At 70.9% G+C, this 14140-nt stretch carries 13 protein-coding genes; 11 read left to right on the top strand and 2 right to left on the bottom strand.

The annotated features are described in order from the left end of the window. The first annotated feature begins 155 nt into the window (after positions 1-155). The 3 genes from ACIQV3_RS16975 to ACIQV3_RS16965 all read left to right on the top strand — a co-directional run bounded on the left by ACIQV3_RS16975 (position 156) and on the right by ACIQV3_RS16965 (position 3118). Positions 156-776, top strand: coding sequence for a vitamin K epoxide reductase family protein (locus ACIQV3_RS16975; RefSeq protein WP_403713183.1), 621 nt, complete (start codon positions 156-158; stop codon positions 774-776). Positions 777-829: 53 nt separating this feature from the next. After that, positions 830-2185, top strand: a complete 1356-nt coding sequence (locus ACIQV3_RS16970) for a replication-associated recombination protein A (protein ID WP_403713182.1) — start codon at positions 830-832, stop codon at positions 2183-2185. Between the two features lie 225 nt (positions 2186-2410). Continuing rightward, positions 2411-3118: an HNH endonuclease family protein gene (locus tag ACIQV3_RS16965; RefSeq protein ID WP_403713181.1), complete on the top strand. Its 708-nt coding sequence runs from the start codon at positions 2411-2413 to the stop codon at positions 3116-3118. Between the two features lie 38 nt (positions 3119-3156). On the opposite strand, the gene ACIQV3_RS16960 is transcribed toward ACIQV3_RS16965, so the two are convergent. Beyond that, a complete protein-coding gene (locus ACIQV3_RS16960) occupies positions 3157-4047 on the bottom strand; it encodes a DUF2470 domain-containing protein (RefSeq protein WP_403713180.1) in 891 nt (296 codons plus the stop codon). A gap of 55 nt (positions 4048-4102) precedes the next feature. On the opposite strand from ACIQV3_RS16960, the gene rpsD reads away from it, so the two are divergent. Beyond that, complete coding sequence (gene rpsD, locus ACIQV3_RS16955) at positions 4103-4714, top strand: 30S ribosomal protein S4 (protein ID WP_112446798.1); 612 nt, start codon at positions 4103-4105, stop codon at positions 4712-4714. Positions 4715-4752: 38 nt separating this feature from the next. Here rpsD and ACIQV3_RS16950 read toward each other — a convergent pair whose 3' ends face one another. Beyond that, complete coding sequence (locus tag ACIQV3_RS16950) at positions 4753-7029, bottom strand: ATP-binding protein (RefSeq protein WP_403713178.1); 2277 nt, start codon at positions 7027-7029, stop codon at positions 4753-4755. Positions 7030-7198: 169 nt separating this feature from the next. On the opposite strand from ACIQV3_RS16950, the gene ACIQV3_RS16945 reads away from it, so the two are divergent. The 7 genes from ACIQV3_RS16945 to ACIQV3_RS16915 all read left to right on the top strand — a co-directional run. Then, positions 7199-7639, top strand: coding sequence for a DUF948 domain-containing protein (locus tag ACIQV3_RS16945; protein ID WP_403713177.1), 441 nt, complete (start codon positions 7199-7201; stop codon positions 7637-7639). 8 nt (positions 7640-7647) lie between these two features. Next, entirely contained in the window at positions 7648-7995 is a 348-nt protein-coding gene (locus ACIQV3_RS16940; RefSeq protein WP_403713176.1) for a DUF6167 family protein, read from the top strand. After that, positions 7995-10664, top strand: coding sequence for an alanine--tRNA ligase (alaS, locus tag ACIQV3_RS16935; RefSeq protein ID WP_403713175.1), 2670 nt, complete (start codon positions 7995-7997; stop codon positions 10662-10664). The genes ACIQV3_RS16940 and alaS overlap by 1 nt, the downstream gene beginning before the upstream one ends. 2 nt (positions 10665-10666) lie before the next feature. Further along, on the top strand, positions 10667-11137 hold the full coding sequence (ruvX, locus tag ACIQV3_RS16930) for a Holliday junction resolvase RuvX (protein WP_243334308.1): 471 nt from the start codon (positions 10667-10669) through the stop codon (positions 11135-11137). Between the two features lie 127 nt (positions 11138-11264). Beyond that, positions 11265-13031, top strand: a complete 1767-nt coding sequence (gene mltG / locus ACIQV3_RS16925; RefSeq protein ID WP_403713173.1) for an endolytic transglycosylase MltG — start codon at positions 11265-11267, stop codon at positions 13029-13031. Between the two features lie 6 nt (positions 13032-13037). Continuing rightward, a complete protein-coding gene (locus tag ACIQV3_RS16920) occupies positions 13038-13865 on the top strand; it encodes a shikimate dehydrogenase (protein ID WP_403713171.1) in 828 nt (275 codons plus the stop codon). A gap of 138 nt (positions 13866-14003) precedes the next feature. Then, the coding region (locus ACIQV3_RS16915) for a chorismate synthase (RefSeq protein WP_403713421.1) at positions 14004-14140 on the top strand (137 nt) is incomplete at its 3' end.

Genomic DNA, 14140 nt, shown 5'->3' with positions numbered 1-14140 from the left:
GACGGTCAGCCGTCGCGCCGGCTCTTCCACCTGAAGGTCAGCAGGCACAGCGGTCCCCCCGTGCGTACCGCCTCCTGTCCGTCGAAGGGTGGACAGTGGTCGGGTACGGCACAATGGCCGGTGCTTGTTGACCTTGCAGATGTGGAGCGGGCCGGATGACGACACGAGGGACCGAAACGGACACCGCCGGGACGCGGACGGCCGTCGGCGGCAGCCGGGCGCTCGCCCTGCTGCTGGTGATCACGGGAGCCGCGGGGCTGCTCGCCGCCTGGGTCATCACGATCGACAAGTTCAAGCTGCTGGAGGACCCGGACTTCGTGCCGGGCTGCAGCCTCAACCCGATCGTCTCCTGCGGCAACATCATGAAGAGCGACCAGGCGGCCGTCTTCGGCTTCCCGAACCCGATGCTGGGGCTGGTCACCTACGGCATGGTCGTCTGCGTGGGCATGAGCCTGCTCGCACGGGCGCGATTCCCGCGCTGGTACTGGCTCACCCTGAATGCCGGGATGCTCTTCGGCGTCGGCTTCTGCACCTGGCTGATGTACCAGTCGCTCTACACGATCAGCTCCCTGTGCCTGTGGTGCTGCCTGGCCTGGGTCGCCACCATCGTCATGTTCTGGTACGTCACTTCGCACAACGTCCGGGGCCGCCTCCTGCCGGCCCCCGGCTGGCTGCGGGCCTTCTTCGACGAGTTCACCTGGGTGCTGCCCGTCCTGCACATCGGGATCATCGGCATGCTGATCCTGACCCGCTGGTGGGACTTCTGGACCTCCTGAGCCCGGCCGGCCGGGCGGGCGGGAGTGTCGGTGGCCTCGCATAGGCTTCCGGTGTGGAACCAGATCTCTTCACCGCCGCCGCCGAAGACCGCCAGGCGAAGGACCCCTCCAGTTCTCCGCTGGCCGTCCGGATGCGCCCGCGCACCCTGGACGAGGTCGTCGGTCAGCAGCACCTGCTGAAGCCCGGCTCCCCGCTGCGGCGGCTCGTCGGGGACGGTGCGGGCGGCCCCGCCGGTGCCTCCTCGGTGATCCTCTGGGGCCCGCCCGGCATCGGGAAGACCACGCTCGCGTACGTGGTGAGCCAGGCGACGAAGAAGCGGTTCGTCGAGCTGTCCGCGATCACCGCCGGCGTGAAGGAAGTACGGGCCGTCATCGAGGGCGCCAAGCGGGCGGCCGGCGGGTACGGCAAGGACACCGTCCTCTTCCTCGACGAGATCCACCGCTTCAGCAAGGCGCAGCAGGACTCGCTGCTGCCCGCCGTGGAGAACCGCTGGGTCACGCTGATCGCGGCGACCACGGAGAACCCGTACTTCTCGATCATCTCCCCGCTGCTGTCGCGCTCGCTGCTCCTGACGCTGGAACCGCTGACGGACGAGGACCTGAGCTCCCTGATGCACCGGGCGCTGACGGAGGAGCGCGGCCTCGGCGGCGCGGTCACCCTGCCGGCGGACGCGGAGGCGCACCTGCTGCGGATCGCCGGCGGCGACGCGCGGCGCGCGCTGACGGCCCTGGAGGCGGGCGCGGGCTCGGCGATCGCCAAGGGCGAGGCGGAGATCAGCCTCCAGACGGTGGAGGAGGCCGTCGACCGGGCCGCGGTGAAGTACGACCGGGACGGTGACCAGCACTACGACGTGGCGAGCGCGCTGATCAAGTCGATCCGCGGCTCGGACGTGGACGCGGCGCTGCACTATCTGGCCCGCATGATCGAAGCGGGGGAGGACCCCCGGTTCATCGCGCGCCGGCTGATGATCTCGGCGAGCGAGGACATCGGGCTGGCCGACCCGACGGCCCTGCCGCTCGCGGTGGCGGCCGCCCAGGCGGTGGCGATGATCGGCTTCCCGGAGGCCTCGCTCACGCTGTCGCACGTGACGATCGCGCTGGCGCTGGCCCCCAAGTCGAACACCGCGACGACGGCGATCGGCGCGGCGCTGGCCGATGTCCGGGCGGGCCTGGCGGGTACCGTCCCGGCGCACTTGCGTGACGGCCACTACAAGGGGGCGGCGAAGCTGGGACACGCCGTGGGGTACGTGTACCCGCACGACGTGCCCGGCGCGATCGCTGCGCAGCAGTACGCGCCGGACGAGGTGCACGGCAAGCGGTACTACGAGCCGACCCGGTACGGGGCGGAAGCCCGCTACGCGGACGTGGTGGAAAAGGTCCGCGAACGGCTGCGCGGGGCCGGCTCCTGACCTGCGGCGCCGTTCCCGGGGGCCAGCCCCCGGACCCCCGCTCCTCAAACGCCGGAGGGGCTGAAGAGATCGCCTCGGGGTCCGGGGCGGAGCCCCGGGGAACGGGCGAAGGGCGGGGAGGGGACTTCGCCCCGCGCAGCGGCGAGGGTTGCTGCGGGGACGGCCCCGCGCAGCGGGGTCGTGTCGCGGGCACGGGGTCAGGGAGCCGGGCCTAGGCTCCGTCGCATGGGACGTCCCGCTCCGCTCATCGCCGTCGCAGCCGTGCTGCTGCTCAGTGGGTGTCACCATGGAGACGGCGAAAGGGCACGGGCCAGCGCCGCCGCACTCGTCGCCCAGGCCCCCCTCGCGAGCGCCGGGTTCCCGCCGGCCGCCCCCGTCGCCAAGGGCGGGCTCGGCAAGCTCAAGGTCGAGTGGGGCAGGAACTGGGAGACGTACAAGCGCGAGAACTTCGGCAAGTACTGGTCCGACGAGACCGACGCCGTCGGCGGCCGCAACGGGTGCGACACCCGCGACGACGTCCTGCGCAGGGACCTCCGGGAACTCCGCGAGGGCGACAGGAACCCCTGCGTCGTCCTCTCCGGAGTGCTGAAGGACCCGTACACGGGGAAGGAGCTCCCCTACACCTACCGCCGCGCCTCGCAGATCCAGACCGACCACGTCGTCGCCCTCGGCGCCGCCTGGCGCGGGGGCGCGTACGCCTGGACCCCGCAGCGGCGCCTGGAGTACGCCAACGACCTGGACGTGCTGCTCGCCGTGGACAAGCAGACGAACTACGACAAGAGCAGCAAGACCGCGGACAAGTGGAAGCCGCCCCAGAAGGGCTACTGGTGCGAGTACGCGCGGCGGTACACCGGGATCAAGGCGAAGTACGGGCTCTCCGTGACCCCACCGGAGAAGCAGGCGCTGCAGGACATGCTCGGCACCTGCCCGTAGGCCGGCAGAGCCCCGTCGTCCCGCAGTCCCGTAGGCCCCTAGCCGGCGAAGAGCGTGCTCATCGCCCGGCGCAGGCCGCGGACGTCGGTCACCGGCTCCGGGAAGTCGAAGCGGGCGTCGAAGGCGGTGGCGCCCCGGATGAAGCGGACCCGCAGGCCCAGCCGGTCCAGCGCGAGGGGGACCGCCGTCAGGTCCGCGGCCTCCCGGGTGCCCAGCAGGCCGCACAGGTCACCCATCCGGTCGCCGTGCGAGGAGGCCAGGTGCTGGAGGAGCTCCGTCTCGTGGGCCACCATCGGGTCGGGCTCGGCTGTCGCCAGCAGGTCCGGGTCCACGTGCTCGGCGCCCCACAGGTCGTCCACCGAGATCTCGCCGACCTCCAGGCGCAGCAGCACCCACGCGGGCCGGCCGGCGGCCGGGGCGTCGAGCGACTCGGACAGTCCGAGGAGCTCGCCGACCGGGTGCCGCTCCGCCAGCAGCGCCGCGCAGGCCGCCCGTTCGGCGGCCCCGCGCACCGGCGTGAGCCACCCGGCGAGCCAGGCGCGGCCTCGGATACGATGGGGCACGGACACCGGCGCCACATCCGTGATCTCGATCACGGCGGTGAGGTCGTCGTCCTGGGCGTGAGCGGCTGCCCTGGCAGCCGCGGATTCCCCTGATACCAGGAGAATCACGTCCCCGTCCGGGGTGACGGTCCTGGCGGCCGGCATTCCCGTCCCGAGCTCCTCCCGGTCATAAGCACCCGGGAGCGTGAGGGATACTGAGGCGTTGGACTCTACGAGGGTTCGTACGCGTTCGGCTCCGGTGAGCTGCCGAACGCCTTCCCTGGGACGCGGCTGACCTTGCCTATCGTCGCCGAAAGCAGATCCTGTTTCGTTTGGATCTGAACTTCGGTGCGCACTGGGCAGGGGGATCCCATGTGGTCGAGACATTACGTCCTCCTCGCTAAGGTAAGCCTCACCTAACTTACATGGAGGTAGGTTCCACGTGAACCAGAAGCGACCCAAGGTCAAGAAGTCGCGTGCCCTCGGCATTGCGCTGACCCCGAAGGCCGTCAAGTACTTCGAGGCCCGCCCCTACCCGCCGGGCGAGCACGGCCGTGGCCGCAAGCAGAACTCGGACTACAAGGTTCGTCTGCTGGAGAAGCAGCGTCTGCGCGCTCAGTACGACATCTCTGAGCGTCAGATGGCCCGCGCGTACGACCGCGCCAAGAAGGCCGAAGGCAAGACGGGCGAGGCGCTGGTCGTCGAGCTCGAGCGTCGCCTCGACGCCCTGGTCCTGCGTTCGGGCATCGCCCGCACCATCTACCAGAGCCGTCAGATGGTCGTTCACGGCCACATCGAGGTCAACGGCGACAAGGTCGACAAGCCGTCGTTCCGCGTCCGTCCGGACGACGTCATCACGGTGCGCGAGCGCAGCCGCGAGAAGGTTCCGTTCCAGGTTGCCCGCGAGGGTGGCTACGCAGGCGAGGGCGAGACCCCCCGTTACCTGCAGGTCAACCTGAAGGCCCTGGCCTTCCGCCTGGACCGCGACCCGAACCGCAAGGAAATCCCGGTCATCTGCGACGAGCAGCTCGTCGTCGAGTACTACGCCCGCTGATCCAGCACCACCAGCGGACTTAGCCCTCACAGGCTGGTTCAGCCCGCCGGTTCCCCTTCGGGGGAGCCGGCGGGTTTCCTGCTTTTCACCCCCGCCGCCCCCGGGTGCGCCATCGGCCGTTCGGCGCGCTCGGCCCGCTCCGCGGCGCCGCGCGGCCTCGGCAGCGGACCCGTCGGCACGGGCGCCGGCTCCGGTCCCCGCAGGGCGCGCTCGACCAGGGCGTCCAGCGGCAGGGTCCGGCCGTGCCGGGCGCAGGACGCGTACCGCTCGGCGCCCAGGAGTTCGCCCGCCCGCTCCTGGCACATCAGCCGCGGGGCGTTGAAGTACCCCGAGCCGAACAGCCGCATCCCCACCCCGTCCCACAGGGGCTCCGCCGCGCCCTGCAGGACCGCGGCCTCCGCCGGATGCCCCTCGGCCACCGTGACCAGCGCCAGCAGCTCCACCGCCAGCACCAGTCCCACCAGGTCGCGGAACGTGTGGTTGATGGCCACGCACTCGGCCAGCAGCCGCCGCGCCTCGGCCGTGCCCCCGGCGTCCAGCGCCGCGTACGCCAGGACGTACAGGGCGTACGCCTTCGTCCAGCGCTCCCCGCGCTCCTCGCAGATGTCCCGGACCTCCCGGCACAGGGAGAGCGCGCCCGCCAGCTCCCCCTGGAAGGCCAGCGCCATCGCCAGCTCCACCTGGCACATCAGGACGTTGCTGTTGAGCTCCCCGGCCTCCCGGTAGCGCTCCAGCGCCGAGCCCAGCAGCTCCCCGGCCCGGGGCATGTCGTCGGAGACCAGTGCCAGACAGCCCATCCGGTGCACGGCGTAGGCGCCCGCCACCGGGTTCTCGCTCCGCACGGCCCCGTCCCGGCATTCGTACAGCGCGCTCATCGAGGCCACCGGGTCGCCCTGGAGCGCCGCCACGTACCCGAGCACCCACAGCGCCTTCAGCCGGGAGCTCTCGTACTCCGCCCCGGCGAGCCCGAGGTCGCCTTCCAGGGTCCGGTCCAGCCAGTGCCGCCCCTCGGTGAGCCGGCCGCAGCCGGCCCAGAAGAACCACAGGGTGCCCGCCAGGTACTGGCCCAGGTGGGTCTCCTCCGGCTCGTCCAGGCAGCACTCCAGCGCGAGCCGCAGGTTCGGCAGCTCCGCCTCCACCAGCGCGGCCACCTCCTCCTGGCGCGGACTGAACCAGTCCAGCTCGCACCAGGTCGCCAGGCCCATGTACCAGTCCCGGTGCCGGCGCCGCAGCCGCCGGGCGTCGCCCAGCGACTCCAGCCAGCCCGCCCCGTAGATCCGTACGCTCTCCAGCATCCGGTAGCGGACCCCGGCCGCAGTCTCCTCCCGGACCAGCAGGGACTGCCCCAGCAGCTCCCCGACCAGGTCCAGCACCGAATCCACCGGCAGGTCCGGGCCCGCGCACACGTACTCGGCGGCGTCCAGGTCGAACTGCCCGGCGAACACCGACAGCCGTGCCCACAGCAGCCGCTCCCCGGCCGTGCACAGCTCGTGGCTCCAGCCGATCGCCGTGCGCAGCGCCCGGTGCCGGGGCAGCGCGCCGCGCGAGCCGCCCGTCAGCAGGGCGAAGCGGTCCTCCAGCCGGGACAGCACCTGCTCCGGCGACAGCGTGCGCAGCCGGCCCGCCGCCAGCTCCAGCGCCAGCGGCAGGCCGTCGAGGCGGGCGCACAGCTCGGCCAGCACCGCCCGGTTGGACTCCGTCAGGGCGAAGGCCGGATCGGCCGCGGAGGTCCGCTCGATGAGCAGCGCCAGGGCCTCTTCCGGGTCCAGCGGCGCCAGCGGCCAGGACAGCTCCCCGTCGAGGGTCAGCGGGCGCCGGCCGGCGGCGAGCACGCGCAGGCCGGGGGACCGGCGCAGGAGGTCCCGTACCAGGTCGGCGGACTCGTCGACCAGCTGCTCGAAGCCGTCCAGGACCAGCAGCAGCCGCCGCTCGGCCAGGTGTTCGGCGAGGACCGTCCGGAGCGGCCGGGTCGTGTGGTCGGTCAGCCCGAGCGCCTCGGCGAGCGTCAGCTCCAGCAGCGCCGGATCCCGTACGGAGGCCAGCTCGGCCAGCCACACCCCGTCGCAGTAGCGTTCCTGCGCGGGAACGGGGGGTTCGCCCGCACCGACCGGCCCGGCCGCCGCGTCGGCCGCCGCCCGGGCCGCCGCCAGCACCAGGCGGGTCTTGCCCACGCCGCCCGCGCCGGTCACCGTGACCAGCCGCGAGGCGTCCAGCAGACGTTCCAGCTCGGAAAGTTCGCCGCCCCGTCCGACAAAGCCGCTCAGGTCCGAGGGAAGGTTGCCCGGCGTCCTTCGTGGAATGGGTCTTTGTCGCATGGGACACGGAGCGTACTGGTCCGCATGCGCTGCGTACAAGGCGGGTCCGTTCCGGCCGCCCCGCGGGCGCGGCGCCCGGGAATTGCGGTACTGCGGCGGATCTCCGGCGCGATAGGGTCGGAGGACGACTTTTTCGCTTGGTGATCAATCTGTAGAGAGCGGTGTGAACGTGTCCGGTGGAGAGGTGGCCGGAATCCTCGTGGCCGTCTTCTGGGCCATCCTGGTCTCCTTCCTCGCCGTGGTACTGGTGAGGCTGGCCCAGGTGCTCAGGGCGACCACCAAGCTGGTGGCCGACGTGACCGAGCAGGCCGTCCCGCTGCTCGCGGACGCCTCCACCACGGTCCGCTCCGCCCGCACCCAGCTCGACCGGGTCGACGCCATCGCGAGCGACGTACAGGAAGTCACCTCCAACGCCTCCGCGTTGTCCTCCACCGTGGCCTCCACCTTCGGCGGCCCGCTCGTCAAGGTCGCGGCCTTCGGCTACGGCGTCCGCAAGGCGCTGGGCAAGGGCGGCGCGAGCGCGCAGGACGATCCGGGCAAGACCTCCCGCCGGACCGTGATCGCCGGCCGTACGGTGCCGGCGGCCAGGCGCCGGAAGCAGAAGGGCTGAGATCTCCGATGTTCCGCCGAGCCTTCTGGTTCACCGCCGGCGCTGCCGCCGGCGTGTGGGCCACCACCAAGGTCAACCGGCAGCTCAAGAAGCTGACGCCGGAGAGCCTCGCCGCCCAGGCCGCCGAAAAGGCCGTCGAGGCGGGCCACCGCCTCAAGGACTTCGCCCTCGACGTCAAGTCGGGAATGTCGCAGCGCGAGGACGAGCTGAACGACGCACTGGGACTCCACCAGGATCCCGACCTGCCCGCCAGCGTCACCGCCCTCCCCGCACCGCGGCGACTGCGGGCCCTCGAGCAAGACCAGACCAAGAACCATTTTTCGAAGGTTACGTACAACCGGAATGAGGACCACTGATGGAGTCGGCTGAAATCCGCCGCCGCTGGCTGAGCTTCTTCGAGGAGCGCGGTCACACCGTTGTCCCTTCGGCGTCGCTCATCGCGGACGACCCGACTCTGCTGCTGGTGCCCGCGGGCATGGTGCCGTTCAAGCCGTACTTCCTCGGCGAGGTCAAGCCCCCCGCGTCCACGCTCACCAGCGTGCAGAAGTGCGTCCGTACGCCGGACATCGAAGAGGTCGGCAAGACCACCCGCCACGGCACGTTCTTCCAGATGTGTGGCAACTTCTCCTTCGGCGACTACTTCAAGGAAGGCGCCATCAAGTACGCCTGGGAGCTGCTCACCAGCTCCGTGGCGGACGGTGGCTACGGCCTGGAGCCCGAGAAGCTCTGGATCACGGTCTACCTCGACGACGACGAGGCCGAGGCCATCTGGCGCGACAAGGTCGGCGTCCCGCAGGAGCGCATCCAGCGCCTGGGCAAGAAGGACAACTTCTGGTCCATGGGCGTGCCGGGCCCCTGCGGTCCCTGCTCGGAGATCAACTACGACCGCGGCCCCGAGTTCGGCGTCGAGGGCGGCCCCGCCGTCAACGACGAGCGCTACGTGGAGATCTGGAACCTGGTCTTCATGCAGTACGAGCGCGGCGCCGGCGACGGGAAGGAAGACTTCCCGATCCTCGGCGACCTGCCGTCGAAGAACATCGACACCGGTCTCGGCCTCGAACGCCTCGCCATGATCCTGCAGGGCGTACAGAACATGTACGAGACCGACACCCTGCGCGTGGTCATGGACAAGGCCACCGAACTCACCGGCGTGCAGTACGGCGCCGAAAAGGGCACGGACGTCTCGCTGCGCGTGGTCGCCGACCACATCCGCACCTCGACCATGCTCATCGGCGACGGCGTGACCCCCGGCAACGAGGGCCGCGGCTACGTGCTGCGCCGCATCATGCGCCGCGCCATCCGCAACATGCGCCTGATGGGCGCCACCGGCCCGGTCGTCCAGGACCTGGTCAACGTGGTCATCGAGACGATGGGGCAGCAGTACCCGGAGCTCGTCACCGACCGCAAGCGCATCGAGACCGTCGCGCTCGCCGAAGAGGCCGCCTTCCTCAAGGCCATCAAGGGCGGCACGAACATCCTCGACACCGCCGTGAGCGAGACCAAGGCCGCCGGCGGCACGGTCCTGGCCGGCGACAAGGCGTTCCTGCTCCACGACACCTGGGGCTTCCCGATCGACCTCACCCTGGAGATGGCCGCCGAGCAGGGCCTCGCCGTGGACGAGCCCGGTTTCCGCCGCCTGATGCAGGAGCAGCGCGACCGCGCCAAGGCCGACGCCAAGGCCAAGAAGACCGGCCACGCGGACATGTCCGCCTACCGGGAGATCGCCGACGGCTCCGGCGCCACCGAGTTCACCGGCTACGCCACCAACCAGGGCGAGTCCACCATCGTCGGCCTCCTGGTCAACGGCGTCTCCGCGCCCGCCGCCTCCGAGGGCGACGAGGTCGAGGTCGTCCTCGACCGCACCCCCTTCTACGCCGAGGGCGGCGGCCAGCTCGCCGACCAGGGCCGCATCAAGCTCGACTCGGGCGCCGTCATCGTCGTCCGCGACGTGCAGCAGCCGGTCCCGGGCGTCTCCGTGCACAAGGGCTCCGTCCAGGTCGGCGAGGTGACGGTGGGCGCCTCCGCGTACGCCGCCATCGACATCCAGCGCCGCCGGGCCATCGCCCGCGCCCACTCGGCCACCCACCTGACGCACCAGGCCCTGCGCGACGCGCTCGGCCCGACGGCCGCCCAGGCCGGTTCCGAGAACTCGCCCGGCCGCTTCCGCTTCGACTTCGGCTCGCCGAACGCCGTGCCCGGCTCGGTCCTCACCGACGTCGAGCACAAGATCAACGACGTGCTGTCCCGTGAGCTCGACGTCACCGCCGAGATCATGAGCATCGACGAGGCCAAGAAGCAGGGCGCCATCGCCGAGTTCGGCGAGAAGTACGGCGAGCGCGTGCGCGTCGTGACCATCGGCGACTTCTCCAAGGAGCTGTGCGGCGGCACGCACGTCGGCAACACCAGCCAGCTCGGTCTGGTGAAGCTGCTCGGCGAGTCCTCCATCGGCTCCGGCGTGCGCCGCGTCGAGGCTCTCGTCGGCGTGGACGCGTACAACTTCCTCGCCAAGGAACACACGGTCGTCGCCCAGCTCCAGGAGCTGGTCAAGGGACGTGCCGAGGAGCTCCCGGAGAAGATCGCCTCCATGCTCGGCAAGCTGAAGGACGCCGAGAAGGAGATCGAGAAGTTCCGCGCGGAGAAGGTCCTCCAGGCCGCCGCCGGTCTCGCCGCCGGCGCCCAGGACATCCGCGGCGTCGCCCTCGTCGTGGGCACCGTGCCGGACGGCACCGGCGCCGACGACCTGCGCAAGCTGGTCCTCGACGTCCGCGGCCGCATCCAGGGCGACCGACCGGTGGTCGTCGCCCTCTTCACCACGGCGAACGACCGTCCGCTGACCGTCATCGCCACCAACGAGGCCGCCCGCGAGCGCGGTCTCAAGGCCGGCGACCTGGTTCGTACGGCCGCCAAGACCCTCGGCGGCGGCGGTGGCGGCAAGCCGGACGTGGCCCAGGGCGGCGGCCAGAACCCGGCCGCCATCCCCGAGGCCATCGCCGCGGTCGAGCGCCTCGTCGTAGAGACGGCCTGAAGATGACACTGCGCCGCGGCCGCCGTCTGGCCATCGATGTCGGTGACGCCCGGATCGGGGTCGCCTCGTGCGACCCCGACGGGGTGCTGGCCACACCGGTCGAAACCGTTCCGGGCCGGGACATCCCCTTCGCCCACCGGCGGCTGCGGCAGCTCGTCGCGGAGTACGAGCCCATCGAGGTGGTGGTCGGTCTGCCCCGCTCGCTCAGCGGGCGGGAAGGGCCGGCCGCGGCCAAGTGCCGCGCCTTCGCCACGGAACTCGCCAAGGGCATCAAGCCCGTGACGGTACGTCTGGTGGACGAGCGGATGACCACGGTCACCGCCGCCCAGGGCCTGCGGGCCTCGGGGAAGAACGCCAAGAAGAGCCGGTCGGTCATCGACCAGGCGGCCGCCGTGGTGATCCTTCAGAACGCGCTGGAGACCGAACGGGTATCAGGTAATCCGCCCGGTGAGTGCGTCGAAGTGGTTGTCTGATCGCGATACGGTAACGTTCCGCGCGATGTGACGGCATTCGAACAGCCGTCGCCCATCAGAAGAGGCGGAACCGTGAGTCGCGTCAGACGGAGTCGCGGCCAACGCCCTGCGGCGCGCTAGGGGATCGATGACTGAGTATGGCCGGGGCCCTGGCCCCGAACCGTGGCACCCCGAGGACCCGCAGTACGGGGACCAGGGGTGGACCGGGCACGAGGCCCAGCCGGGTCAGATGCCCTATGTCGCAGGCCCGCAGCAGTACCAGCAGGAGCCTCAGCCCCAGCAGGCCTACTACCCGCAGCAGCAGGGCCAGTACCCCCAGGCCCAGCAGACGCAGTACCAGCAGCAGCAGCAACAGCAGCAGATGCCGTATCCCCAGCATCCGCAGCAGCAGCAGTACCCGCAGCAGCACCCCGAGTACCCGCAGCAGCATCAGCAGCACCAGCAGCACCAGGAGACGTACGGGGGCCAGGGCGGCGGCCAGGTCTGGGACACCGGGCAGGGCCAGTACGCCGCGGTCCCGCAGGCCGCCGACCCGTACGCGGGCGCGGATCCGTACGCGCAGCAGCAGTCGAGCGGCTACCCCGGCGAGGCCCCCGACCTCTACGGCAGCCCCGAGGCCTTCCCGCCGCCGCGCCCCCCGAGCATGCGGCACCTGCAGACCGAGGAGCCCTGGCAGGAAGAAGAGGACGCCGCGGCGGACTCCTTCCTCGCGGGCGGCGGTGACGCCGGGGACGGCGAAGACGACGGTGACGGCGACGACGGCGGGCGCGGCGGCCGCCGGTCGGGCCGCTCCGGCGACAAACCGAAGAAGCGCAGCGGCATGGCCTGCCTCATCGCGGCCGTGGTCATCATCGGCGTGGTCGGCGGTGGCGGCTACTACGGCTACAGCTATCTGAAGGACAGGTTCTCCACGGCCAAGGACTTCTCGGGCGAAGGCATCGACGAGACCGTCGACGTGGAGATCCCCAAGGGCGCCGGCCTGGGTCAGATGGGCCGCATCCTGAAGGAAGCGGGCGTGGTCGCGAGCGCCCAGGCCTTCGTGGACGCCGCGGGCAGCAACCCCAAGGGCCAGTCGATCCAGCCCGGCATCTATCCGCTCAAGAAGAAGATGTCGGCCGCTGCCGCGGTCACGGTCATGACCGACCCCTCCAAGCTGCACGTGCTCACCATCACCGAGGGCATGCGCAACAGCACGGTCTACGACGCGATCGACAAGAAGCTCGAGAAGCCGGCCGGAACCACCAAGGACATCGCCCTCAAGCAGGCCAAGAGCCTCGGTCTGCCGGCGTGGGCGAACAACGACAAGAACATCATCGATCCCCTCGAGGGTTTCCTGTACCCGATGCGCTACGACCTGAGCAAGGACAGCACCCCCGAGTCCCTGCTCAAGCAGATGGTCAAGAACGCGACGGACAAGTACACCGAGCTCGGGGTCGAGGGCAAGGCCAAGGAACTGGGCCTGAGCAACCCGCTCCAGGTGATCACGGTCGCCAGCCTCGTCAACGCCGAGGGCAAGAACCACGACGACTTCCGGAAGATGTCGGAGGTGGTCTACAACCGCCTCAAGAAGACCAACGACGTCACCAACCAGAAGATCGAGTTCGACTCGACGTACAACTACGTCAAGAACCAGAGCGAGATCAACTTCAACCTCACGGAGGCCAAGGCCTTCGTCAACCCGTACAACACGCACAACATCAAGGGGCTGCCGCCCGGCCCGATCGGGAACCCCGGCCTGGACGCGCTGACCGCTACGCTCAGCCCGGACCACGGAGGCTGGATGTTCTTCGTGTCGGTCGACGGCGACAAGACGACCTTCACCAAGACGTACGACGAGCACCTCAAGCTCGTCGCCGAGTTCCAGGAACGGCAGAAGCAGAAGAACGGCGGGTAGCAGGACATGTCACGGATACGGGCCGCGGTGCTGGGTTCGCCCATCGAGCACTCCCTCTCACCGGTGCTGCACCGCGCCGCGTACCAGGAGCTCGGCCTCGGGGACCGGTCGTACGACCGCTTCGAGATCGACGAGGCCGCGCTCCCCGGCTTCATGGCACGGCTCGGCCCCGAGTGGGCCGGGCTGTCGCTGACCATGCCGCTCAAGCGGGCGGTCATCCCGCTGCTCGACGAGATCAGCGACACCGCCGCCTCCGTGGAGACGGTCAACACCGTCGTCTTCACCGAGGACGGCCGCAGGGTCGGGGACAACACCGACATCCCCGGCCTGCTCGCCGCACTGGGCGAGCAGGGCGTCCAGAAGGTGGAGTCCGCCGCCGTCCTCGGCGCGGGCGCCACCGCCTCCTCGGCGCTCGCCGTGCTGGCCCGGATCTGCACCGGCGAGGTGACCGCGTACGTACGTTCCGAGGCCCGGGCCGCGGAGATGCGCGCGTGGGGCGAGCGGCTCGGCGTGGACGTCCGTACGGCCGACTGGTCGCGGGCGGCCGGGGCACTGGACGCGCCGCTGGTCATCGCCACCACCCCGGCCGGCGCCACGGACGAGCTGGCCGCCTCCGTGCCCGCCGCTGCGGGCACCCTCTTCGACGTGCTGTACGACCCCTGGCCCACGCCCCTGGCCGCGGCCTGGACGCAGCACGGCGGCAAGCTCCTCGGCGGCCTCGACCTCCTGGTCCACCAGGCGGTCCTCCAGGTCGAGCTGATGACCGGCTGCCCCACCGCCCCGCTCGCGGCCATGCGCGCCGCCGGCGAGGCGGCACTGCGCGCCCGCCACTGAGCGGGAGCGGAAACCCTTCCTAGATCCACATCTCACCCCGGGCCGGGGTGCGCCGCCGTCCGACAGTTGGACCGGAGGGCGGTGTACCGGCCCGGACATGGGAGGATCGGGTGTAGGCGGGTCCGGGCCGCGCACCCGATCGCGCCATCGATGAATCAGGCGCGAGCACGAGGAGCATCGTTGAGCAGGTTGCGTTGGCTGACGGCCGGGGAATCTCACGGCCCGGCTCTGGTAGCGACGCTGGAGGGGCTTCCCGCCGGCGTTCCGGTCACCAC

The sequence above is a fragment of the Streptomyces sp. NPDC099050 genome (genome assembly GCF_044759865.1).
GTDB lineage: Bacteria > Actinomycetota > Actinomycetes > Streptomycetales > Streptomycetaceae > Streptomyces.
Note: the sequence above shows the minus strand (reverse complement) of the source record. Positions and strands in the feature narration are given on the sequence as shown.